Raw genomic sequence first — 23,346 nt, 5'->3', positions numbered from 1 at the left:
ATAGAAGGTCCTCTCGGACCTTCTAGCTTATTTTAATTAAGGATGAGGGAGGGTAAATTTATGAATCTTAAGTCAAAAAGAAAAATCGTTGCTGGATTTGTTTCTTTAACCGCTATAGTTGCTGCTACAACAAGTGTTTCTTACGCAGATGTAGATATTGCTGCTTCTTTGAATGCTTGGTTCAACAAGAAGACGGAGATTATTTTACAAAGCTTAGACGAGTCCATGAAGTCCGAAACAGAAAAGCAAAAAAACATGTTAAAGAAAGAACTGCAGCAACGACTTAATAGATCCTCTCAAGAACTGGAAGGATTTACAGAAGAACAGAAGCAGCTCCGCATCCAAGCGATTCAGCAATATGCGCAAGAGCTTGTAGATAAAATGGATGTAAAGACAGAAGTTGATCGTCAACAAATCGAGGAAAAGCTTTTGTTAATTGAGAATAGCGCTAAAGCTGCTATGGATTCGTTGGCTGCTACATATGTACCTCCGGCTGTTGTGTTTACACCTGCTACTCCTGTAACGGTGGGACAAGCTCCTGGAGCCATACCGGCGGGACCTGCACAAGATAGCGGTGCAGCTGTGCCTCCAGGTCCGGCACCATCTCAGGATAACAGTGCAGCCGAGCCTTCCCAGGATCCGGCTTCTGCTGAAGACAGCAAACCAGCGGATGCAATCACATCGCCGCCTGTTGTGGGAACCCCTGAATATTCTGAAACAGCTCCGACTACGCAGGAAGAAACGGTTCCCGCTGTGACCGATGACGTATATGGTGAACAATAGTTTATGACACTTAGAGGGAGAGCAGACTATGACGGAAGCAACTCTGGAGAATGGAATTCCTGGTGTTAAGAAAAAAATGAGGTATGGGGATGGATCAGGTTTTTCGTTCTTCTGGGAATAGCCTATATGCTTATTAATAATATGATCGGATTGACCCGAGTATCTGGAAACTCGATGAATCCCACACTTCAAAATTCAAGTATTGTACTATTAAATAAAATTCCGTTGTTTTACAGCCAGCCTGTGTACGGGGATGTTGTAGTTATTAAGGATAGCCGATTGGATTACAGTATCGTTAAACGTGTGATAGCTGTCGAAGGTGATCGCATAGCAATCCGCGACGGGGTAGTGTTTGTGAATGATAATCCGCTTCCAGAGCTATATACGTTTGGAAAATCGCAGGATATGGAAGAGCAAACCATAAAGAATAATTACATTTTTGTAGCCGGTGACAATCGTACGCCAGGTGCAAGTCTTGATAGCCGGGATCCGCAGATCGGCCAAATTCATATTAGTGCAGTCAGAGGCTATGCTGCAGTTTCCCTATTTCCGATGTATCGCATTGCCAAGCCTTTGAAATTATAAGTAGGTAAAAAAAGATCCGGCGGCTTCCGCGGATCTTTCGTCATATATTAGGCCTCGCGTTGCAGCTCGAATTGGACCAGGCCTTTGGAATAAGCATAAAGAGCTGCTTGAGTGCGGTCTGCTAAATGGAGCTTGGCAAGGATTTGGCTAACATGCTTTTTAACGGTGAATTCGGTGATATAAAGCTCGGTTGCGATCTCTTTGTTCGATCTGCCCTTACCTAAGGTTAGTAAGACTTCCAGCTCCTTAGGTGTCAGGTCGGAAAGGTCTGTTTCCATATTGGCTGGGCCTTGCTCCATGATTGTATCCATAAAGACCGGGTCGTAATACTTGCGTCCACGGGCGACTACCTCAACTGCATAAAGCAGGTCCTCGGGGAGTGCTTCTTTCAGACATATTCCTTCTACTTGCAGGGACTGTGCCAATTGAAGCTCGCCGCGGGTTATGGAAGAAGTCAGAATCATATATTTACAAAGGTGCCCCATTCGTCTGGCTTCTTGTATGAAATCTAGGCCATTATCATTGCCTAAGTTTAAATCAACCAATACGAGTTCCGGTTTAGTTGTATCCAGCAGCTGTAAAGCATCGTTAGCGCTCGATGCCTCTCCAATGATGTTCAAGTTATGTCCCGCAGCCACGACCATGCGAATTCCTTGGCGCACTAGGGGATGGTCATCTAGAATGATCATGTTGATCATATCGTCTTCCTCCATTAACGAGAAAAATATGATAATATACAATAGTTCGTTAGTCCTTGGTGTAATTTCCTGCAGTTTCCATTGTATAATAAATATTACTTTTTGACTACTTATTTTTGAGAAGTGGTGGTATTTTATGTCATATTTTAAGCGGGAAGCTCTATTTGGGTACTTACTTTTTCAGTTTGCAGCTCTTCTGCTAGGACTTTTGATCTACGGTAGAAATGGAGTGCATCTTGACGCGTTATTATTAATGTTCCTGCTTATTCAATTTGTATTTGGTTTGCTTCATCTCAATAATCCCCATAGCAAAATATCACGCCTATGTAATGTACTGAATCTATGCTTATCTGTTTATTTCTTATGGGGGACAGGGGGGCTCTCGAGTCCGTTCCTCTGTTACTTTGTGATAGGTTTACTGGTAATTAAGCAGTATGCAGACTGGCGCTTTTGCCATGCGGTTTGGCTGCTCTATCTCGCAGCGCTGCCTATTGTTTTGGCGCTCTTATATGATCGTGCAGTTCTACCATATATCGAGGAACAACTGCAATACGGTTTTTATATACTTTTCTTTTATGGCGCTGTTGGGACCGTGCAGTATTGGGCGGGGCGGTTGAAGATTCATTTCAGGAAGCTGGACCTGATCTATGCTTCAAGAGAGAAGCTTTCTAAGGATAAGGGAAGAGGACAGGTTCTGTATATGGAGGAGCTGTTGCGAGAGATTTTAGGTAACCGTACGATCCTCTTGTGTATGGATGATTCATCTGTATTTGAGAAGTCTGAGAGCTGGACGCACACGTACTACAATAATTATTTCAATCAGCATCCGTTGGAGGAGGATAGTGCTTATAGGTATGTGCCTTCGCCGACAGGGCAAATAGTATCCTTGTACATACAGACGCTGCGTCTCTGTAACGGTCAGCGTTATGGCTGGCTGTTAGTCGAAGCTGAGCCGGATGAGTTAGCCGAATATCATAAAAAATATATGAAGCTAATCCTGGCTCAGCATGAAGTTCACTATGAATATCAGGAAATTTTACGAAATGTCCAGAAAAGCGCGGTCACGCTTGAACGGGATCATATTGCCCAAAATATTCACGATGGCATTGCTCAAGAATTGTTCTTTATATCCATCCAATTGTTTCAATTGAGAAGCGCACTGTCTTCTGAAATTTCGTCCGAAACGGTTTCCATTCTAACAGAGATAGAGAAGAAGGTAAAAGAAAGTCATCGGGGGATTCGCAGTTTTATTGTTGAACTTAAGGATGAGAAGAGAAAGTTTAATCTTCATCATGCTATTCAGCAGCTGCTGAAGCGAATTACAGTGAATACGGGTATACATCCCGTCTTTGAGCATTCCGGATGGATTCCTCATGAGAGGCTTGAGATCGAGGAGACCATCTATCACTTGGTTGAGGAGGCTGTCAACAATGTAGTGAAACATGCTGAGGCTAAGCGGCTTTCCGTTCAAGTGAATGTAACAAGTGTACAGTGGACGGTTATTATTCAAGATGATGGTAAAGGGATGCCTGGACTGGCAGCGGATACGAAAGGGAAATTTGGCCTCAATGGTATGGAGAATCGAATTAAGGCTTTAAACGGCTCGCTTTCCTTTCATTCCGAAGAGCTTGCTGGTACTACAATTACGGCGTTCATCCCCAGAGATAGGAGCACGACATATGTATAAGGTGGTAATAGCCGATGATCGGCGGATGATCAGGCAAGGGTTGCGTATACTGCTTAGCGGACAAGCAGAATATAAGGTTATAGGTGAAGCGAGGGATGGAGACGAAGCCGTTGAGCAATGCTTAATGCTTGTCCCTGACCTGCTGCTTTCGGATTTGAAGATGCCTGGCACCCCGATCATAGAAGCGGTTAAGTTTATTAAAGAGAAGCTTCCCAATATTAGGATTGTGATCTTGACTGCTTTCGACGAGAGTGAGGATATATATATAGCAGCGAAAGCAGGAGTGGACGGATATATTATGAAGGATACGGAGCCGGAGCAGATTCTACGAACACTGGCCCATGTTATGGAAGGGGCCACAATTTTTCAGCCAAAGTACAATTCCGTGGAGTCACCGGATTCAAGGGGGATCTCCTTGGGGCTGAATAAGCTGCAAGGCCAGTCTGCTCATCAGTTATTTCTAGCAATGCTAGCAAGCTTAGCGACAATTGCTTGTATGCTTGGATCTGTGTATTGGATCATGAATAGAACGGTGGATTCACTGATTTTTTGCACTGGATTTTTGGTCGCGTCATTGCTGGTTTGGGGAATGTATGCGCTGCAGCTTCGGGCTATACGAGTGAATCCGCTAGCCAAGCATGCGGGCCTTTATGGAACCTTTTTGTTTATTTTGGCCGTTTCTGTTTACAATCCGATGAATATCCGTGAGATGTGGGTTTTGTTGTTATCTATTCCGCTTATCGTGAGCTTGATTACTTCTTTTCGTTATTATTTATACGCCTCCGCTGCGTTTTTGTTTATTTTTTTCATATTTAATTTCATGGAATCATCGAGTAGTCTGCTTGACCGGGAAGCTTTGGTGCTTTCAATTATTCTGAAGCATTTGTTTGCCTTAGGCTCCGTTGCTTTGGGTCTGTTGATTCAGCATAGTTTAAGCCAGTTAGGCGAGAAGCTGCAGGCGGCATCTTTTCAGAAGCAAAAGCAGCAGGTTATACATATGCTAGAATGCTTCATTTCCGTAGGAGAGCGTAAAACACAAACCTCTCGCAAAGAAATCGGAGAGATGAGTACTCTTTTGAAGGCCTTAGTGAAGGAGCATGGCGAAGTGGAGGTACATGAATGGGAAATTGATTTCCTATCACTGCTTCATTTCGTGAGCCGTGTTAAGCTGCCGGACTACATGTTTGAAAAAGAGGGCAGGCTCTCTGAATTCGAGTTTGAGGTTGTAAAGGAGCATTGCTTTATGGCCAAAGAGCTATGCCAAGATATCGCGGATTTCCAATTCATACAGAGTGCTTTTCTGTATCATCATGAGAAAGTGGATGGGACCGGGTACCCTTATCAGCTCAAGGGAGACGAGATACCGCTTCTATCTCAAATGTTGGGGCTCGTCGAGGTGTTTCAGGCCATGACAACACCAAGATCTTATCGCCAGGCGATGTCCGAGCATGAGGCCTATGAAGAAATTCAAAAATTAAACGGACTATCTTTTAGAGAGGATATCATCAAATCCTTGGGTAAAGTCATCTCTTAATATAGCAAGGGACGAACCATGAAGTCGAAGACTTAAGGTTCGTCCCTTGTTTGTAGTTAAAACATGTATAACTACTACTTAACCGTCACATAAGTGGTAGCTTCTGCGCCGCTAGGCAGTACAGATGTCAACTCAAAGGAAGTCACGTTGCCGGTAATGGTTACAGTGCCGTCTTGAGCAACTTCCACAGTGCCTGTTGCGCCTGCGTCTTTGTCACCTTCTACATGATTTGTAATGAATAACGTGGCCAAGGCAAAGTTATATTTCTGAATTTCATCCTTTTCATATTCAATACCGTAGTTATCTACGATCTTCAGATCCATGGCTTCATAAGCGTTGAAGGTAGAGGAAGAAGCCTCGTAGGAAGTGTTGCCTACTTCCATGGTTTTGCCTGCTACACTGTCTGATTTTACAGTCACGTTAGCTTGCATGGTTTTGATGTCGCCATTGATGGCTTTGAACAAGATGTTCAAAGTAGCTGTTCCTGCTTTTTTACCGATGGCATAGCCATGATGATCGGCTGTGACGCCTACGGCTACTACGCTTGGATCTGTGGATGTAATAGTTTCGACCAAACCTGGCACTGCTACCGCATCTCCGCCTGAAGTTACGTTAATTTCAATTTCTTTAGCAAATTTACTCACAGTCGGATTCTCAGCATTGACTTGTGTTTCAAGTCCGTTTAGACCTGTAGCTGCATCCGTCAAGCCGCTGTCGAGTACGTTCGCAAGCTCATACGTTTTAGTCGTATACGTTGTGCTTCCTGTGCTGGTGGATGTGCTAGAAGCTGCCACAGTGAAGCTCGCCGCTGCGGTCTTCACTTGAGAAGCGTCCAATCCGCCGAGTGTAACGGTGTAGTCGCCGGCATCAAGCGCAGAGTCTGCTGTAAGTGTCGCAGATTTCTTGTCGCTTGCCCATGCTACAGTCGTTTGAACCGATGCAGTTCCCTTTGTTAAAGCAAGGGTTGCCTTTGTTGTATCAACCTCGCCATCCAGAGTTACAGTGATTTTCTTGTTATCGCTGGATGCTTGCGCGGATTTCACGGACACAGGAGTCTGCTCGGCTGCCGGTGTCTCAGGTGTTGTTGGCTTGATTTGCTCGTTAGTTGCATAAGAGCTGGTTACAAGATCAGATCGGTCGGCCGCGGTATCCCCGGCTTTTCCTGCAGGGTGAATACCCAGACCGGTCGCTTGTTTGACTGCATCAGCATACCAAGGGCTTTCCGTCATGCTAACTTTTTTGCCAAGCCCCTTCAATAGAATAGTATCCAATTGTCCCGTTGTAACCTGATCGCCAGGAGCAAAGGTAGTATCGGTAATACCATCAATCAATCCGGCTTTCTTGGCTGCTTCGATATACGGGATCGCCCAACCGTTAGCCGGGTCGTCCGCATGAACGTCAGCGAAGCTGGATACTTTAACAGTATGATCAACCTCAATGCCGAATATCAAAGTGGCTACCTTCGCGAACTGTGCGCGAGTCATATTCTCATGAATACCGAAGGAATCCTCGGATACGCCTTCGAAAATTTTCGCTTCAAGCATAGCGTCGATTTTAGCTTTTAATCCGGCATCAATGTCTTGCAAATCCGTGAAGCTTGCGGAAGTTTTGACTGCTGCCTCGGCTGCAGAAGCTGTTCCCTGCGGGCCTACGAGGGCCGAAGTGGCAAAGAAAGAGAATGCCATTGTGCTTGCCGCTAGTAAAGAAAGAGTCTTTTTCATAGTACCTCCTAATTTAGAAGAAAAATTTATATAATTAATGAGTGCTGCGCACAGAAGTCTACTAATCTACAACCCATAATGTTCAGTTCAGTAGTCTTAACTATACATTGCTACATTTGTACTGTCATTGTCAAATTGTTGTCAATCGAGGGGCAGGAGTGCCAAAGAGAGAATCAAATTTTCGTAGATTCTGGCTGTTCTGGCTCATACAAACAAGAGAGCTCAGGCCTAATACGCCCAAGCTCCTCGTTCTTGTTTCATTATGGAGAGACGCCGATCCTGAATCGTACGCCCTGTAAAGCCAGAAGAAGGTGCTGGTTGAACTTGCTTCGTTCATCATAGAAAAGGCCGTGACCGCTTTGTTCAAAACGGAGAAGCGCCGAATCTTTGATACCCTCATGCATCTTGATTGCCAGATCGAACGGACAGATCTGATCTAAAGCACCGTGAAAAATGGTAGTGGGCACCTGCACCTTGGCCAGGTCCGTTCGCAAGTCTTCATCCCGCAGAGAGGCCGCGGTTGCTGCTGTAGAACGGGCGGAGGCGGTTAAGCCGAGAGATTGGAACCACTCCATAAAGGGATTGCTTGGCTGGGAAGCGAAGAATTTGCTGCCAAAGTCTGATAGCATACGAGGGCGGTCCTCCATAGTCTGCTCGATTAGTAGCGTGACATCCTCCGCTTTTTGGCCGTAAGGAAAGTGGCGCCTCTGAACGAAGGAAGGGGCTGCGGCGCCTAGCAGGACAAGTTGAGAAACGCGGTGCCCGGAATGCCTAGACATATACCGGACGGCAATGGCTCCCCCCATGGAGAACCCTACCAACTTCACGTTATGTAACTGAAGAGCGTCCAGGATAAAGCGAATATCGTCGGATAAGGCATCATAGGTATAACCATGCCAGGGCTTGTCAGACTGACCAAAGCCCCGCAGATCGATTAAGATGCAGCGGAACCCGAATTTAGGTAGCTGGGACGTCTGATACTCGAACATGCGGTGGTTGACAGGCCAGCCGTGAAGAAAGACGACGGGGCGGCCTTTTCCGATATCCTCCACAAATAGGTTGACGCCTCTCTCTACTTCTATATAATATCCCACGGTAATAGTCTCCTTTATGAGTCTTTTGATTTTTTTTCGATATGTAGTGCTAACCTATGAAGATCCGGTCGGAGATATGAGCGTAAAATTGCATAAGCCCGTGCCATCATGCACAATTAAGCTGATAGAGATGGAGTCAAAGGAGAGTGGCAGTATGAATGTCAAAGAAGCGATTCTCAGTCGTCGAAGCATTGGCAAAGTCAAGCAGGACGCTGTACCTGAAGAACTCGTTCAGCAGGTGCTTGAGGCCGCTGTGTGGGCGCCAAATCATGGTCAAACCGAGCCCTGGCGATTTTGGGTGATGACGGGTGAAGGGAGGAAGCTCCTGGGGCGAGGCTATGCGGAGGTTGCTATTGCAGAAGCGGGAGACATCAGTCCGGATGAGATCGCCGAGCTTCGCGCTGCACAGGAGAAGAAGGCGCTTCGTGCACCTGTAGTTATCGCCGTTGCGGTGACACCGACCGCGCTGCCAGGAGTGCCGGAGATTGAGGAATATGCTGCTGCTCATGCGGCGGTACATAATATGTCTCTCATGGCGCACGCCCTAGGCTTAGGGACGATATGGAGGACTGGTGCCCCAACGTACCATCCGAAGATGAAGGAAGTCTTTGGTCTTCAAGGAGCAGAAGAGTTGGTTGGCTTTGTCTATATCGGCTATCCCGAGAGGGAAGCGCCTGAGGGGAAGCGAACCCCTCATCAGCAGAAAACGGTTTGGGTGAGAGAGTAAACATAGTGTCCCGATTAGCCTTGGGAAAATGTGCATAAAATCTGCGCGATTGCCGCATACTTTGGTTAAAAAAGGATGTGAACTGCATGAGCCAGAGCAATGAAACGTCAGCCTATCGTCCTGACGTGACGAATTACGATTACGTATGGAATAGTGATCAAGACGAGTACATAAAGAGTGCTGCTGTTCAAGATTCCGTGGAACAACAAGCTGCGGAAGAACAAACGGAGCAATAGTCATTGAAAGTTCGGAGTGCGTAACGCATACAACAAAAAGATGCCTCTCTCCTTCTTAGAAGGGGGAGGCATCTTTTTGTTGCCACGCGGAGAACAATTCTTCCGCTGAACGCGGTCGCACATCTTAGAAAAACCTTGAAAGTGGTTTATCTCATGCTTTCAAGGCTACTGCAATCTGTGCGGCTACCTGCGCGTTGTGATAGACGAGCGCGATGTTCGTAGCCAAGCTTCTTCCGTCCGTCAGCTGCTTGATGCGTGAAAGCAGGAACGGGGTTACATGTTTGCCGGTAATGTTCTGTTCTTTGGCTTCATTCAGCGCTTGCTTAATTACGCCTTCGATTTCCAGATGGTTCATGGCGGATTCGGCTGGGACCGGGTTGGCGATGATGGCACCGCCTTCTAGACCTAGCGCCCATTTGGTTCGGAGCATATCCGCAACCTGGGACGGCTCATCCAATCGGAAGTCCACGCCGTATCCGCTCTCGCGCGCATAGAAGGACGGGAATTCGCTTGTTTTGTAGCCGACTACTGGCACGCCGTGCGTCTCCAAGTACTCGAGTGTACGTCCGATGTCGAGGATGGACTTGGCTCCCGCACACACGACGGCTACGTTGGTCTTAGCCAGTTCAGTCAGGTCGGCGGAGATATCCATGGTTACTTCGCCTTCGCGGTGTACGCCGCCGATGCCGCCTGTGGCAAATACTTCAATGCCGGCAAGCGCAGCGCCGATCATCGTGGCAGCAACAGTTGTTGCGCCGATTTTGCCTGCAGAGAGGATATACGGAAAGTCGCGGCGGCTGACCTTTTCGACGTTCTTGCTGGTTGCGAAGGTTTCGAGCTCCTCCGGCGTCATACCGATTTTAATTTTGCCGTCCATCATACCGATCGTCGCGGGCACGGCGCCGTTATCCCGAATAATTTGTTCGACCTTTTGCGCCATTTGAATGTTTTGCGGGTAAGGCATCCCGTGGGAAATGATCGTCGTTTCGAGGGCTACGACCGGCTTTTCGCTATCCAGCGCTTCTTTTACTTCATCGGTCATGGATAAATAAGAGTTCAGGTTCAAGGTCATCAGTTCTCCTTATAGGTATGATTAGACTTCCGAAGGGAAGCTGTTCTGCATGGTTTGCACCAAGACTTCTTCTGTTAACCGGCTTGAAGCCGATTCATTTGTTTGCAGGGTGAGGTGTGCCGCTGCGGTTCCGAGCTTGCAGGAGTTCAAGTATGAATGGTCGTGGAGAATGCCGTAAGCGACGCCTGCGACGAAGGCATCTCCTGCCCCTGTGACCTCAACGACGTCCGTAGGAAGTGGCGGCACAAAGGTGCTTCCGTGCTCATCTTGATAAAGAACGCCCTGCTTGCCCAGTGTGATAAAAACGTGCTGCACACCGCGCCTGCGAATAGCCTCCGCAAGCTCCGTGATAACAGCGGGGTCCGCCTCTTCCCCGGTCGATGCTCTGCCGGCAAGCTCATAGGCTTCCTCGAGATTAGGGAATATAGCGGTGATTCCCGTAAGATCGTGAGGTAGCTTCTTGGCCTTCTCTGAAGAGACGGGATCAAGAAACAGAAGAACCCCTTCCGCTCCGCAGCGCTTCACTAGCATGTCAAGGCTGGCCTGAGGCAGATTCGTGTCGGCGATCACCAGCTTGGAAGCGGCGATATGCGGCCATTTCTCATTGAGCAGCTCGGGGCCGAACGCATCGTAGATGTCCATGTTGGCAAATGCGAGAAACATTTCGCCGCTGGCATCGAGCAGTGCTGTATAGGTTCCGGTATGGGCTCCTGGTATCACAATGGATTGGCTGATGTCGACGCCGCGATGGCTCGTTTCGCCCAGCACCCATGTGCCTGCCTTATCGTCTCCGACAGCTGTAATCAGTGCGCTTCGGCAGCCGAGCCCGGCCAGGTTCTCAGCGATATTGCGGGCGACACCGCCGCAGGACTCCGTGACGGTTACCGGATTGGAGGAAGCAAGGCGGATCGGCGCCTTGCTGGCGGCTTTATTGTCCAGATTAGCCCCGCCTATGCACATCACGGAGCTTTCATCTGCGATGATGTAAGCTCTTCCGCGAATCATCCCCTTCTTCGTCAGCGAAGCGATATACCCTGCTACAGCGGATCGGGAGATGCCGATTTGATTTGCGAGCTCGTTCTGAGAGATGAACGGATTAACACGGATAAGCGATAAAATATGCTGTTCCCGGTCCATGAATGGCTCCTTTCCTAATCAAAGGACTACCTACAGTTTATCTGATGGTTAAACATATGTCTATCAGACAAACACATGTCCGTACCTACCGAAAATAGAAAAAGGAGCATGAATGCCGGATGCAACCGGACATGCTCCTAATTGTAAGCATACGTTATCTTACCGGATCGGTTTTGCGAATGAATCCCAACAAGCCGAGCAGTCCGAGTAAGCCTACTAGATTGCCGCGCGAGCCGGTCGGCGTGCCGGACGAGTCCGACAGCATTTGATAGGAAGCAGCGGGGCTAGGTCCGAAGGGAGGGAAGTTCGCACTTCCTCCGGAGGTGGAAGCTGCACGAATTCCCGTTTCCGTGCCCGGCATACCGAACGGGTTCGTATTATAGAATGTCGGCGACCCCGGACGTACCAGATGTATTTCAGGACCGGCTCCAGGTGTAGAGGGTTGCTGGGAATAACCGAATTCAGGCTTGGCGCCGACTACGGCTACAAAACAAAGGAAACCTATAAGCGCTAATTTGGTATATACGCTTGGAAGCATAGAACTTGTCCTCCTGACTGCAAGTGAGTCGCTAGTTTGTATGGCTATCTTTCCCTTTGTATTCCGGAATTATGTGCCGCATTCATCATCCTTGAGGAACAAGCTTGCCAAACAACGATCTGCTATACTAACAAAGTAATGGATAAAAGAGGAGATGAGAGGATGTATCCAAGTTTTGATCTGACCGGCAAGATCGCGGTAGTGACCGGAGCGAGTATGGGGATTGGATACGGCTTGTCCAAAGCGCTGGCTCATGCGGGCGCCAAGGTGGCTGTAACCGCGCGAAGCGTGAACGATCTAGAGAAATTGGTTGCCGAAATCGCTCAAGAAGGCGGGGAGGCGTACGCTGTTCCCTTGGATGTGCGGAATGTAGGTGAAATCCAAGAGGTGATGAACCGGATTCAGAAGCATTTTGGCCGGATCGATATTGTTGTAAACAATGCGGGTTTGGGTGCGAATCATCCAGCCACTGAGGTTACGGAAGCGGACTGGGACAGCATGATGGATGTTAATCTGAAGGGGCTCTTCTTTTGCTGCCAGGCTGCTGGCCGTATCATGCTCGAACAGGGCTACGGCAGAATTATCAATATGAGCTCCCAAGCCAGTGTGGTGGGCATTAAGGATCATGCCGTTTATTGTGCTTCTAAGGGCGGTGTCAACCAGTTGACGAGGGTGCTGGCGCTGGAATGGTCGTCTCGCGGGGTGACAGTCAATGCGGTGGGGCCTACGTTTACATACACGCCGGGTACAGCGGAAAGACTGGATGATCCCGACTATTTACAAACTGTCGTCGATCGGATTCCTGCCGGGAAGGTAGCTGATATCAAGGACGTTGCAGGTGCGGTCATTTATTTAGCGTCTCCAGCCGGAGATATGGTGACAGGAACGGTACTGCTCGTCGATGGAGGCTGGACGGCCCAATAAGCCCGACCTGGCAGGCCGAACTGATGATAAAGGTATTTGGGGACTCAGTAGTATCCTGAGAGGCGCAGCGATCGGATAAATAGCTGCCGAAGCTCGGAATGGAGCCGGAGCCTACAGGATCAACAAACTCCCCAACCCTGGTTGGCCATGTGGGACGTCGCTCACACTTCGGTCGTTCGGGACGGGGCTCCGGCCCTTGAATAGAATATACTCTCCGCAAGGATGATCAAACAAGCACCCTGCAGAGCAAGCGCGGACTGTCGGCGTCGACAGAGAGCCGGGCTTCCCGAATAAAAGCCGATGAAGAGCTTTTATTCAGGCAGCCCGGCAATACAGTGCTGCTTTGCAGGGTTTTTCTGCGTCATTATCGCTTTACTACATTAAAGTTATCCTCGATTAACAGCCAGTTCTGCGGAAAGCTGAGACCCAGCTTCCAGTAACTGATTCCTCGAATGTCCAATTCCTTCAGCAAATTAAACTTGGCTTGAATGGATCGCGCATCCTCAAACCAGACCACATGCTCTTTGCCTGCGTCATCCCAGTAGTGGAAGTACGGAGCCTGCGCCGTGTAATCGTACAGGATTTGCGCATTTTGCTTGCGGGCCAGACTGATCGCGGCTTGCGGACTGATGGCTTTGGCAAAAGGTCCTCCTTTTACATAAGGCAGCGTCCAATCGTAGCCGTACAGATTTTGCCCCATCATGATTTTGGATGCTGGCATTTCGCTAAGTGCATATTCCAGTACTTGCCGCACCGGTCCGATCGGGGAGACGGGCATGGGCGGTCCGCCGCTGTAGCCCCATTCGTATGTCATGATCACAACGAAGTCCGCGATTTCACCGTGGGCTTTATAGTCATGCGCAGAATACCATTCTCCCGCTTGGGTAGCGCTTGTTTTGGGGGCTAGAGCGGTCGACATTAAATAGCCTTTCTCATGAATCCGAGCCGCAGCTTTCCTTAGAAAACGATTGTAGGCAACCCGGTCTGCGGGGTACAAATGCTCGATATCGAAGTGAATGTCTCGAAAACCGTACTGCTGCGCTGTGGATAGGATGTTATCCAACAGTTGATTCTGTATGGTTGGATTTGTCAGAAATATATGTCCGAGCTCCGCACTGAATTGGTTATTCTCCAAATTCGTGACCACCATCATCAAAGTAACGGCATCTTGAGCGGCAATGTCACTTAAATCGTCGAGAGGCGGGGCCTGCAGTGACCCGTCGCGCTGGATGAGGAAGCTGAAGGGAGCCATGTACGTAAGGTGGGGAGCGGCCTCCCGCGCGGATTTGAGCAGGGCTGGTGCCACTTCTTTCCCTCGAGGCTCCAAGTAGGCATTGACTTCAGCTTCGCGCTTGGGAGCGGGTGGAATATACAACCGTGTTCCGACTCGAAGAGGCTGATTAGGCGTCAATTGATTGACGCTTAGTAAAGTTTGCAAATCTACGCCAAGCTTACGCGCGACTAAATAAGGGCTGTCTCCGGGCTGCACCCAGTAATAGGAACCAACAATGGGGATGACGAGTGCCTGTCCGATGACGAGCGAGTTCTGGGGTGACAGCTGATTGGCTTCGGCGATTTCTGCCGCGGTAACTCCGTAGGCTTGTGCAAGTCGGTATAAGGTTTGGCCTCGCTGTACGACATGAATTTGCACAAAAATCCCTCCTGACTTTTCTGAATTCTTTCTACTACGATATTCCGAGTGAAGGGAATGGGTGTATGTCTAATTGTAAAAATAAAATGTCATATAACATGACATGAATGACTTAGGGGTAACGGAAATAGAATGAAAATATTCGGGATTCAGCCTTTTTTCTTTTGTGTAAATGACCTAAAAGCGAACGAAAACTGATTATTTAGTATAAATATTCGTGTATTTTTCGTTATTTTGGTGTGAAAACCAAGAAACTTTATAAATTGTTGTTGAAAAATACCAACTACTGAGTTACATTATAATTACATTATTGGTGTTAGGTATAGTTACACAAACATAAATTTTTAACTATTATGTAATGAAATGTGCCATATAACGAGGCGGGAGCGTGAGTGATGATGAAGAAGAAAATCGTCCTGGTGGGAAATGGAATGGCTGGAGTCAGCTGTATCGAGCAATTGCTGAAGCTTGCGCCGAACCGATACGAGATCACAATCTTTGGAAGTGAACCGCATCCGAACTACAATCGTATCCTGCTCTCGTCCGTGCTCGCCGGTGATGCCGGCATGAACGATATCGTGATGAACGACTGGTCCTGGTATGAGGAACATAACATTACCCTGCACACCGGCCACACGGTTACTCACATCGATAAAGAGCGGAAGACAGTCCGTACAGACATGGGAATCACGGCTGAATATGACGAACTGATCCTGGCAACCGGCTCGCTGCCTTTTATGCTGCCGCTGCCTGGTGCGGATAAAGAGGGCGTTATCGCGTTCCGGGATATCAAAGATTGCAAAGCCATGATGGAAGCGGCAAAGACGTATAAGAAGGCTGTCGTAATCGGCGGCGGTCTGTTGGGTCTGGAAGCGGCGCGCGGCCTGCTGAATTTGCATATGGACGTATCGGTTGTTCATATCAACGAATATCTCATGAACCTGCAGCTGGATCGTACGGCATCGCACATGCTGCAGCTTGAGCTTGAAAAGCAAGGGATGAAATTCCTGCTGAAGAAGAACACCGAGACGATTCTGGGGAAAAAACGTGTGAGCGGCCTCAGGTTTACTGACGGCTCGGAAGTAGAAGCGGACCTCGTTGTCATGGCGGTGGGCATACGGCCGAACGTAGCGTTAGCCAAATCCAGCGGCATAGCGATCAATCGGGGAATCGTTGTGAATGATTATCTGGAAACCAGTGTTCCCGGCATCTATTCCATCGGTGAATGCGCCGAGCATAGAGGGGTAGCTTACGGACTCGTCGCTCCTTTGTATGAACAAGGCGCCGTTCTCGCGAAGCGATTGGCGGGTGTGGAGACAGCGGGTTACCAAGGTTCTGTCGTTTCTACCAAGCTGAAGGTGTCGGGTGTGGATGTCTTCTCGGCAGGCGAATATGCGGATAAACCGGAAACGCGTGCAGTTCGTGTTCAGGACGACTTTGAAGGGATCTATAAGAAGGTTGTTATTCGGGACGGCAAAATCATCGGTGCCGTGCTGTTCGGGGATATCAGCGATGGGTCCAGATTGTTCGCTATGATCCGTAATGGCGAAGATGTTACGGGCAAAGAGAAAACAGTGCTCCTCGGAGAAAGCGGTACACCGGCGAAAAGCGGAGCTGAGCTGATCGCAGCCATGAGCGATGACGAGGTTGTGTGCGGGTGTAACGGCGTGTCAAAGGGAGCCATCGTTCAAGCGATTCAAGAGAAGGGGTGCTCCAGTGTCGGTGAGATCAAAGCCTGCACGAAGGCTTCTGCATCATGCGGCGGTTGTAAACCGCTAGTTGCAGACGTGCTCACTTATGTGCTTGGTGCTGAAGGTGTGAAAACCGTCAAGGAAGGGATGTGCGGCTGTACGCCGCTGGGCCGTGATGAAGTGGTGGAATCCATTCGCAGCATGAGACTTACAACTTCGAAAGAAGTGATGAACGTGCTGGAATGGTCGAACCCGGAGGGCTGCTCCAAGTGCCGCCCTGCGCTCAATTACTACCTCGGTATGGTTTGGCCGGAAGAGCATGCAGATGAGCGGGAATCCAGGTTCGTGAATGAACGCAATCATGCGAATATTCAAAAGGACGGCACTTATTCTGTGGTTCCGAGAATGTACGGGGGCGTTACAACGCCGAAGGATTTGAAGCGAATCGCAGAGATCGCTGAGAAATATGAAGTGCCGCTGGTCAAAATGACTGGAGGACAACGGATTGACCTTCTTGGTATCAAAAAAGAGGATTTGCCCGGCATGTGGGCGGATTTGGATATGCCTTCCGGTTATGCCTACGGCAAATCGTTAAGAACAGTGAAGACTTGTGTGGGCTCGACCTTCTGCCGCTTCGGTACGCAGGATGCGATGGGAATGGGGATCCAGCTTGAGAAGAAATTCGAGCGGCTGAACACGCCGGCGAAGGTGAAGATGGCTGTATCCGGCTGCCCGCGGAACTGTGCGGAGGCGACGATTAAAGATTTTGGCGTTGTAGCCATTGATGGCGGCTGGGAGCTCCACATTGGAGGCAACGGCGGTACGAAGCTTCGCGGAACAGACTTGCTGTGCAAGGTGAAAACGGAAGAGGAAGTCCTTGAATGGTCCGGCGCTTTTCTTCAATATTACCGAGAGACGGGCAAATACAACGAACGTACGGCTGAATGGATAGAACGGATCGGACTGGAGCAGGTTAAGGCCGCTTTGGCTGCCAAGGAAGATCGCGATGCGCTGAACGGTAGAATTGACAAGACGCTGGATTTAATGAAAGATCCTTGGAAAGAAATTATCGAGCAGCAGGAGCTTCGGCAAACCTTTGTTCCGATGGAGGAGCAGTCGGCGGAATCGATCATCTAATTGGGGGAGGATGAAAGCTATGAAACGGATCCACGTGGGCCATGTAACGGAAATCGGGGAAAAAAGATCGAGAGTAGTTCGGGTCGGAGCCTTGGAAATCGCGATGTTTAAACTGTCGGATGGAAGCATTAAGGCCATTGAAAATCGCTGTCCGCACAAGGCGGGAAAGCTGTCGGAAGGCATTGTGTGCGATCATCATGTGTTTTGTCCGCTTCATGATTGGAAGATTGATTTGCATAACGGTGTCGTGCAAGCGCCGGATGAAGGCTGCGTTGCATCCTTTCGGGTAGAGAAGGACGAAGCAAGCGGGGAGCTGTACGTGCATATTGAAGAGGAAAAGATCCTTGCCTCATAAGACAAGGCGGGAATGCAGGGCTGCGGTGGAGTAAGGGGGGCGCCGCGTCAGGCATGACTTTTTCAGGGAATGTGGAGGTTGACCTATGGGGAAACAAAGGCTGGTTGTCATTGGAAACGGTATGGCCGGCGTGCGCTGTGTGGAAGAGATCTTAGCGCATGGGCGCGATCGATTTGATATTCAGATATTCGGCGGAGAGCCGCATCCGAACTACAATCGGATCATGCTGTCCAAGGTGCTTCAAGGAGATACGACCGTCGCGGATATTACGATCAATGATTGGCAGTGGTATCGTGACAATGGTATTACTCTACATGCAGGAGATCCGGTTATTCATTTGGATACGGCCAGGCGCTTAGTTGTTAGTGAGCAGGGACGTACGGTTCCATACGACAAGCTGATTCTTGCGACGGGGTCGCTGCCCTTTATGCTGCCGCTGCCAGGCGCGGATAAATCGGGAGTTACTGCGTTTCGGGATATCCGTGATTGCAACAAGATGGTGGAGGCTTCTAAAGAATATCGGAAAGCTGTCGTCATTGGAGGCGGTTTGCTTGGCCTGGAGGCCGCACGCGGTTTGCTGAATCTGGGCATGGATGTTCATGTCGTGCACATTCACCATTATTTGATGGAACGGCAGTTGGATTTCACGGCGGCGGGGATGCTGCGTAAAGAGCTGGAAAGCCAAGGGATGAAATTTCTGCTCGAGAAACATACCGAGCGAATTATCGGCAAGAAGCGGGTAGAAGGGCTTCAATTCAAGGATGGGAGCAAGGTAGAGGCTGATCTGGTCGTTATGGCCGTAGGTGTACGTCCTAATATTCAGCTTGCGCAGGATAGCTGGATTGAAACGAACCGGGCTATCGTGGTCAATGATTATATGGAGACCAATGTGCCTGATGTTTACGCCGTTGGAGAATGTGCCGAGCACCGCGGAATGGTGTACGGTCTCGTCGCCCCCCTCTATGAACAGGGCAAGGTGCTGGCGAAACGCATTTGTGGGCTTGAGACGGAAGGCTATGCAGGTTCGACACTGTATTCGCAGCTTAAGGTTTCAGGTGTTGAGGTGTTCTCAGCGGGGGAAATCCGTGATTCGGAGGTCTCCACGTCTTTGCAGATATATGACGGCATTCGCAATACGTACAAGAAGGTTTTTGTTCGCGATAACAAAATTGTTGGCGCGGTGCTATTTGGTGACAGCAGCGAAGGTAATCAGCTGCTGGGCTATATCAAGCAGCAGGCGGACGTGTCCGTGCTGGACGAAGGTAAGGCAGGCTCAGCGGGTGGCGGCGCCGATGAGGCGTATGCCGAGTCGCTGCCGCTGACAGCGACCGTCTGCTCCTGCAATGGCGTCAGTAAAGGCGCCATTCTGGACGCCGTGCGCGAGGGCGGCTGCGCGACGGTCGAGGACATACGCGCCTGCACGCGCGCGTCCGGCACCTGCGGCGGCTGCAAGCCGCTTGTAACGGCGATGCTGCAGCTCGCCTTGCGCAGCAAGGACGCGCCGCCGCCGGCGAAATTGACCGTGTGCGGCTGCACGCCGCACAGCCATGAGGAGCTGCGCGCAGCGGTGCGCAGCGCAGCATTTGCCTCAGCGCGCGAAGCGATGGACGCGCTGGGCTGGGGCACGCCGGACGGCTGCGGCATCTGCCGCCCGGCCGTGCGCTACTACGTCGGCCTGGCGCAGAGCGCAGCGGGCCGACGTCAGGGCGAAGCCGCCGTGCAGCTGCCGGCGGCCAGCCTGCTCGCGAACGGCACGTATGCCGTTCGGCCCCGCATGTACGGCGGCGTGACGAGCGCCGAGCAGCTGCGGCGGATCGCCGGCGCGATCGAGAAGTACGCCATTCCGGTGGCGAAGCTGACCGGCGGTGGCTATCTCGAGCTGCTCGGCATCGACGCCGCAGTGGCGGCCGCCGTCAGCGCTGAGGTGGGGCTGCCGGGAGTGGCGGCTGCCGGCGGCACTGGGGCAGGGGCTCCTGCGGGTTACGCAGCCAGTACCAGTGCTGTAGAGGCGGTAGCCGCAGCAGCGGTCAATGGCAACATCGACGCAGGAGTCGCCGCAGGTTCTACAACCAACAGAAACTCCAGGCTAGTAGCTGACGTGGGTGCTACAGCCAATAGCAACTCCGGGCTAGTAGCTGACGTGGGTGATACAGCCAATAGCAACTCCAGGCTAGTAGCTGACGTGGGTGCTACAGCCAACAGAAACTCCGGGGCAGTAGCTGACGTGGGTGCTACAGCCAACAGAAACTCCGGGGCAGTAGCTGACGTGGGTTCTACAGCTAACAGCAACGCCGGAGTGGCAGCCAACGCGACTCATGCTCTAGGAACGCCAATAGAAGCTGCGTCCGTGGAGTTACCCTACTGGCTCTCTTCCCCACTTTCAGCATCGTATGGAAGAACCGTCGGCACGGTAGCCACCTGTGCCGGATTGGGCTACGACCACGGCGCTCAGCGCGACTCCGTCGGGCTGGGAGCCCGCCTCGAGCGCAGGCTCGAGCAATTGCCGATGCCAGCAGCCGTTAGCGTTGCTGTCTCGGCTAGCCCGCTGCATCGGGCTGGTTCGCTAGCCAAGGATCTTGGCCTGGTCGGAGCGCCTGCCGGCTGGGAGATCTACGTGGGCGGCAGCTCAGGCATAAAGATCCGCCAAGGCGAGCTGCTTTGTACAGAGCCTTCGGATGAGGAGGCGTTGGATGTGGCATCAGCGTACCTGCAGTGGTACCGGGAAGAGGCAGATTACGGCGAGACAACCGCGCAATGGACGGAGCGCAAGGGGATTACCGGAATTCGGGAGGGGCTCTTTGACCTTCATTTTCGTGCTGAACTGATGACAAGAATGAAGGTTAAGCTAAAGTCGGAAGAAGGAGCCCCAGTGCGAGGAGTGGGGTTGTCGCATGACGCCTGTCAGTTACATGAGTCTGCTAATACGCAGCGAATCGCTGCTTGGAGTAGGTGAGCGGAGAAATGAGTACCATTGTGGAGCATCAAGTCGAACAAAATGGGGTTCGGGTCATGGATACGCAGTGTCCATTTTGCAGTGTTCAGTGCAAAATGCAGATTATTGAAGAGAGAGGCGCTGGAGAGAGCCGTCCTTCCTATCAGGTCATCCCGAAGCCGAATGCGGCTTCGGAGGGGCGTTTGTGCATCAAGGGCATGAATGCCTACCAGCATGTCCTGACTGGAGAGCGGATTGAGTATCCGCTGCTCAAGAAGGACGGCCGGTTCGAGCGTGTCTCTTGGGAGGAGGCCTATGAGGCTATCGTCCGCCGATTCACTCAGCTTCGCAGTTTGTATGGCCAACATTCCATCGGGCTTTACGGAGGGGGCTCGCTTACGAATGAATCGGCTTATTTGCTTGGGAAATTCGCGCGTGTCGGCCTGCGGACGAAGTATATCGACTACAATGGCCGATTCTGTATGTCTGCGGCTGCATCTGCTGGCGTCAAGGTGTTCGGGATGGACCGAGGACTGACGAACCCGTTATCCGACATTGAACGGGCCGATTGCATCATCCTGGCGGGCACGAATATTGCGGAATGCCAGCCGACGCTGATGCCTTATTTTACGAGAGCCAAAGAAAAGGGAGCGTTCCTTATCGCGATCGATCCCCGCGAAACGGGCACGACCCGCATGGCAGACCTGCATCTTCGGGTGCGTCCGGGTATGGATGCCACCTTGGCGAATGGCATGCTGAAGGTGCTGCTGGAGGAGGGGCTGACAGACGAAGCGTTTATTCAAAATCGCACGGAAGGCTTTGCAGAGCTGAAGGAGCATTTGGATAGCTTGGAGCTGGCCGAAATAGCCGAGTTGTCCGGCGTGCCCGAAGGTTTGATCCGCAAAGCGGCGTTTGCGTACGGGAAGGCGTCAACCGGCATGATCTTCACGGCTAGAGGCGTCGAGCAGCAGACCGACGGACATATGGCCGTACGCAATTTTCTGAACCTCATCCTGCTAACCGGTAAAATCGGCAGGCCTGGTTGCGGCTACGGCGCAGTAACCGGACAGGGCAACGGCCAAGGAGGGAGAGAGCACGGGCAGAAGGCCGACCAGCTTCCCGGCTACCGGCTGATTGAAAATCCGGAGGACCGCGCTTATGTAGCCGGTGTATGGGGGATCGACCCTGCTGAGCTTCCGGGCAAAGGTGTCTCTGCCTATGAAATGATGCAGAAGGTACACGAGCAGGAAATTCGCGCACTCTTCGTCATGGGATCGAATCCTATTGTTTCGAATCCGAATGCTAATTTTGTGGAGGAAGGGCTCAAGAAGCTGGATTTTCTGGTTATCGCGGACTTCCTTATGTCAGAGACGGCGCAGCTCGCTGATCTAATCCTACCGGCAACGGCATACTTGGAGAACACCGGAACCATGACGAATCTGGAGGGGCGGGTGCTGCTTCGAGAAGCGAGCCGTCCTGCAAGTGGGGAGGCAAAGCATGATTGGCAAATTCTCTGTGATCTGGCATCCAGACTGGATCGAGCCGCATTCTTTCCCTTTGCTGATGCGGAGGAAATCTTCGAGGAGCTTCGCTTAGCCAGTCGTGGGGGCACGGCGGACTATTACGGCATTACCTATGATCGGCTGAGACAGGAAGAAGGCGTATACTGGCCATGTCCTGAACCGGGCCATCCGGGGGCCGAACGGTTATTTGAGGAGTCCTTCCCTCTCGCAAGCAGGAAAGCTTATCTGACTCCGGTTGAGAATCATCTGCCGAAGGAGCTGATTAGTCCCGACTACCCGTTATTTCTGACGACGGGAAGAGTGCTAACCCAGTACCTGACGGGAGTACAGACCAGACGAAGTCCTGCGCTTGCTGCAAGAGATGTGGAGTCGTTTGTGGAAATCCATCCAAGCACGGCTCGGAAATATCGTTTGGAGGAAGGTACTCTTGTCGCAGTGGCCTCCAGAAGAGGCGAAATTTATGTGCGCTGCCGCTTTAGCAGCGACATTCGTGAGGATACCGTATTCGTGCCCATGCACTGGGGAGATACGCAGAACGTGAATAAAATTACCCTGGACGCCCTTGATCCGACGTGCCGAATGCCCGGCTTCAAGGTGTGTGCGGTCCATGTAACTCCGTTTTTACTGAATGAAATGGCGTAGATTAGCCTAAAAAAACCTGTGGTAACCGAGGAGAATTCCTTCGATTACTACAGGTTTTTTTATGGTTTCCGTATGTATAACGTCACGCAGCTGGCCCTACTTCATAAGGAGGGATTTCATACGCCCGCCGTTAAGAATGCTTTCAGCCGATCCTTTTGCTGTAGGTGGTGGCGGTAATGCATGACGACAAGCGCGAACCACTCTTTCGCTTGTAGTGCGCCTAGTCGCGGATGTGCTGCTGTGCGCTGAGGATCAATGGCGTCCAGAGTAGGCTCTATGGCACGCATTTTTTCTTGAACGGCATGGAGTCCCTGAATGATCTGTTCTTTAGACTCCGGTTGCTGAGGCGTGTACTCCGGTGAAGGCGGTACCTGAATGCGGATGGGAGGGAATGCCCCTGACGAGAATACGGCTTGCCCAGCTTCCGATTTCTCTCCCGCTTGCTGACCAGGAGCTATGTCCTGACTGCTGCATAACTCAATATTACGGATCTGCATGCGGAGAGCTGTTTGGATAAGATGCATATACATTTGACCTAATGACCATTCTTGTTCGCTTGGTTGAGCTTGCAGCTGCTCCAATGTGAACGAATCCAGCTCCTTTACATAGTGCTGTGATAGTTCTTCCAATTGTGTTAAATATTCAATGGTATTCATGGCTTCAATATCCCCTTCCTTCT

Annotated in this window: 19 protein-coding genes; 11 read left to right on the top strand and 8 right to left on the bottom strand. The window is 50.7% G+C overall.

Translation table 11 applies throughout. The features are described from left to right. Positions 1–60 precede the first annotated feature (60 nt). Together L0M14_RS25995 and lepB are read left to right on the top strand one after the other, a co-directional pair. Complete coding sequence (locus tag L0M14_RS25995; RefSeq protein ID WP_235119331.1) at positions 61–783, top strand: hypothetical protein; 723 nt, start codon at positions 61–63, stop codon at positions 781–783. 126 nt (positions 784–909) lie between these two features. Beyond that, positions 910–1,368, top strand: a complete 459-nt coding sequence (lepB, locus tag L0M14_RS25990; RefSeq protein WP_235119330.1) for a signal peptidase I — start codon at positions 910–912, stop codon at positions 1,366–1,368. Positions 1,369–1,415: 47 nt separating this feature from the next. Here lepB and L0M14_RS25985 read toward each other — a convergent pair whose 3' ends face one another. Then, entirely contained in the window at positions 1,416–2,066 is a 651-nt protein-coding gene (locus tag L0M14_RS25985) for a LuxR C-terminal-related transcriptional regulator (RefSeq protein WP_311198785.1), read from the bottom strand. 136 nt (positions 2,067–2,202) lie between these two features. Here L0M14_RS25985 and L0M14_RS25980 point away from each other — a divergent pair, with 136 nt between their 5' ends. Beyond that, on the top strand, positions 2,203–3,753 hold the full coding sequence (locus L0M14_RS25980) for a sensor histidine kinase (protein ID WP_235119329.1): 1,551 nt from the start codon (positions 2,203–2,205) through the stop codon (positions 3,751–3,753). After that, positions 3,746–5,287, top strand: coding sequence for an HD domain-containing phosphohydrolase (locus L0M14_RS25975; RefSeq protein WP_235119328.1), 1,542 nt, complete (start codon positions 3,746–3,748; stop codon positions 5,285–5,287). Before L0M14_RS25980 ends, L0M14_RS25975 begins: the two co-directional genes overlap by 8 nt. Before the next feature lie 74 nt (positions 5,288–5,361). Here the strand turns inward: L0M14_RS25975 and L0M14_RS25970 are convergent, their stop codons facing one another. Both L0M14_RS25970 and L0M14_RS25965 read right to left on the bottom strand, forming a co-directional pair. After that, entirely contained in the window at positions 5,362–7,008 is a 1,647-nt protein-coding gene (locus L0M14_RS25970; RefSeq protein WP_235119327.1) for an S-layer homology domain-containing protein, read from the bottom strand. A gap of 260 nt (positions 7,009–7,268) precedes the next feature. Then, entirely contained in the window at positions 7,269–8,102 is an 834-nt protein-coding gene (locus L0M14_RS25965) for an alpha/beta fold hydrolase (RefSeq protein ID WP_235119326.1), read from the bottom strand. Between the two features lie 154 nt (positions 8,103–8,256). On the opposite strand from L0M14_RS25965, the gene L0M14_RS25960 reads away from it, so the two are divergent. Further along, a complete protein-coding gene (locus L0M14_RS25960) occupies positions 8,257–8,829 on the top strand; it encodes a nitroreductase family protein (RefSeq protein WP_235119325.1) in 573 nt (190 codons plus the stop codon). A gap of 86 nt (positions 8,830–8,915) precedes the next feature. After that, positions 8,916–9,065, top strand: a complete 150-nt coding sequence (locus L0M14_RS25955) for a hypothetical protein (RefSeq protein ID WP_235119324.1) — start codon at positions 8,916–8,918, stop codon at positions 9,063–9,065. A gap of 151 nt (positions 9,066–9,216) precedes the next feature. Here the strand turns inward: L0M14_RS25955 and L0M14_RS25950 are convergent, their stop codons facing one another. The 3 genes from L0M14_RS25950 to L0M14_RS25940 all read right to left on the bottom strand — a co-directional run bounded on the left by L0M14_RS25950 (position 9,217) and on the right by L0M14_RS25940 (position 11,812). Next, positions 9,217–10,107, bottom strand: a complete 891-nt coding sequence (locus L0M14_RS25950) for a pseudouridine-5'-phosphate glycosidase (RefSeq protein WP_405031140.1) — start codon at positions 10,105–10,107, stop codon at positions 9,217–9,219. Between the two features lie 51 nt (positions 10,108–10,158). Then, positions 10,159–11,274, bottom strand: a complete 1,116-nt coding sequence (locus tag L0M14_RS25945; protein ID WP_235119323.1) for a carbohydrate kinase — start codon at positions 11,272–11,274, stop codon at positions 10,159–10,161. 154 nt (positions 11,275–11,428) lie between these two features. After that, positions 11,429–11,812 (bottom strand): hypothetical protein, encoded by a 384-nt coding sequence (locus L0M14_RS25940; RefSeq protein WP_235119322.1) that lies wholly within the window; start codon positions 11,810–11,812, stop codon positions 11,429–11,431. A 162-nt stretch (positions 11,813–11,974) separates the two neighbouring features. On the opposite strand from L0M14_RS25940, the gene L0M14_RS25935 reads away from it, so the two are divergent. Continuing rightward, a complete protein-coding gene (locus tag L0M14_RS25935) occupies positions 11,975–12,736 on the top strand; it encodes an SDR family NAD(P)-dependent oxidoreductase (RefSeq protein WP_235119321.1) in 762 nt (253 codons plus the stop codon). A gap of 364 nt (positions 12,737–13,100) precedes the next feature. Here the strand turns inward: L0M14_RS25935 and L0M14_RS25930 are convergent, their stop codons facing one another. Then, positions 13,101–14,387: a glycoside hydrolase family 18 protein gene (locus L0M14_RS25930; RefSeq protein WP_235119320.1), complete on the bottom strand. Its 1,287-nt coding sequence runs from the start codon at positions 14,385–14,387 to the stop codon at positions 13,101–13,103. Positions 14,388–14,785: 398 nt separating this feature from the next. Here L0M14_RS25930 and nirB (L0M14_RS25925) point away from each other — a divergent pair, with 398 nt between their 5' ends. The 4 genes from nirB (L0M14_RS25925) (at position 14,786) to nasC (ending at position 22,667) form a co-directional block, all read left to right on the top strand. Then, entirely contained in the window at positions 14,786–17,215 is a 2,430-nt protein-coding gene (gene nirB / locus L0M14_RS25925) for a nitrite reductase large subunit NirB (protein WP_311198927.1), read from the top strand. Between the two features lie 19 nt (positions 17,216–17,234). Continuing rightward, entirely contained in the window at positions 17,235–17,570 is a 336-nt protein-coding gene (nirD, locus tag L0M14_RS25920) for a nitrite reductase small subunit NirD (protein WP_235119318.1), read from the top strand. Positions 17,571–17,655: 85 nt separating this feature from the next. Further along, complete coding sequence (gene nirB, locus L0M14_RS25915; RefSeq protein WP_235119317.1) at positions 17,656–20,523, top strand: nitrite reductase large subunit NirB; 2,868 nt, start codon at positions 17,656–17,658, stop codon at positions 20,521–20,523. A gap of 8 nt (positions 20,524–20,531) precedes the next feature. Further along, entirely contained in the window at positions 20,532–22,667 is a 2,136-nt protein-coding gene (nasC, locus tag L0M14_RS25910) for an assimilatory nitrate reductase catalytic subunit NasC (protein ID WP_235119316.1), read from the top strand. Positions 22,668–22,783: 116 nt separating this feature from the next. Here the strand turns inward: nasC and L0M14_RS25905 are convergent, their stop codons facing one another. Next, the gene (locus L0M14_RS25905) at positions 22,784–23,323 is read right to left on the bottom strand and encodes a DinB family protein (protein ID WP_235119315.1); all 540 of its coding nucleotides are present in this window, start codon (positions 23,321–23,323) and stop codon (positions 22,784–22,786) included. Positions 23,324–23,346 lie beyond the last annotated feature (23 nt).

This window comes from Paenibacillus hexagrammi, from assembly GCF_021513275.1.
GTDB classification, from domain to species: Bacteria; Bacillota; Bacilli; order Paenibacillales; family NBRC-103111; genus Paenibacillus_E; species Paenibacillus_E hexagrammi.
Note: the sequence above shows the minus strand (reverse complement) of the source record. Positions and strands in the feature narration are given on the sequence as shown.

Coding starts and splice junctions, on each gene's coding strand:
- L0M14_RS25940 (WP_235119322.1), bottom strand. CDS start 11,812: ATGCTTCCAAGCGTATATACCAAATTAGCGCTTATAGGTTTCCTTTGT.
- L0M14_RS25935 (WP_235119321.1), top strand. CDS start 11,975: ATGTATCCAAGTTTTGATCTGACCGGCAAGATCGCGGTAGTGACCGGA.
- L0M14_RS25980 (WP_235119329.1), top strand. CDS start 2,203: ATGTCATATTTTAAGCGGGAAGCTCTATTTGGGTACTTACTTTTTCAG.
- L0M14_RS25905 (WP_235119315.1), bottom strand. CDS start 23,323: ATGAATACCATTGAATATTTAACACAATTGGAAGAACTATCACAGCAC.
- lepB (WP_235119330.1), top strand. CDS start 910: ATGCTTATTAATAATATGATCGGATTGACCCGAGTATCTGGAAACTCG.
- L0M14_RS25975 (WP_235119328.1), top strand. CDS start 3,746: ATGTATAAGGTGGTAATAGCCGATGATCGGCGGATGATCAGGCAAGGG.
- nirD (WP_235119318.1), top strand. CDS start 17,235: ATGAAACGGATCCACGTGGGCCATGTAACGGAAATCGGGGAAAAAAGA.
- L0M14_RS25970 (WP_235119327.1), bottom strand. CDS start 7,008: ATGAAAAAGACTCTTTCTTTACTAGCGGCAAGCACAATGGCATTCTCT.
- nirB (WP_311198927.1), top strand. CDS start 14,786: ATGAAGAAGAAAATCGTCCTGGTGGGAAATGGAATGGCTGGAGTCAGC.
- L0M14_RS25960 (WP_235119325.1), top strand. CDS start 8,257: ATGAATGTCAAAGAAGCGATTCTCAGTCGTCGAAGCATTGGCAAAGTC.
- L0M14_RS25955 (WP_235119324.1), top strand. CDS start 8,916: ATGAGCCAGAGCAATGAAACGTCAGCCTATCGTCCTGACGTGACGAAT.
- L0M14_RS25995 (WP_235119331.1), top strand. CDS start 61: ATGAATCTTAAGTCAAAAAGAAAAATCGTTGCTGGATTTGTTTCTTTA.
- L0M14_RS25950 (WP_405031140.1), bottom strand. CDS start 10,107: ATGACCGATGAAGTAAAAGAAGCGCTGGATAGCGAAAAGCCGGTCGTA.
- nasC (WP_235119316.1), top strand. CDS start 20,532: ATGAGTACCATTGTGGAGCATCAAGTCGAACAAAATGGGGTTCGGGTC.
- nirB (WP_235119317.1), top strand. CDS start 17,656: ATGGGGAAACAAAGGCTGGTTGTCATTGGAAACGGTATGGCCGGCGTG.
- L0M14_RS25985 (WP_311198785.1), bottom strand. CDS start 2,066: ATGATCAACATGATCATTCTAGATGACCATCCCCTAGTGCGCCAAGGA.
- L0M14_RS25945 (WP_235119323.1), bottom strand. CDS start 11,274: ATGGACCGGGAACAGCATATTTTATCGCTTATCCGTGTTAATCCGTTC.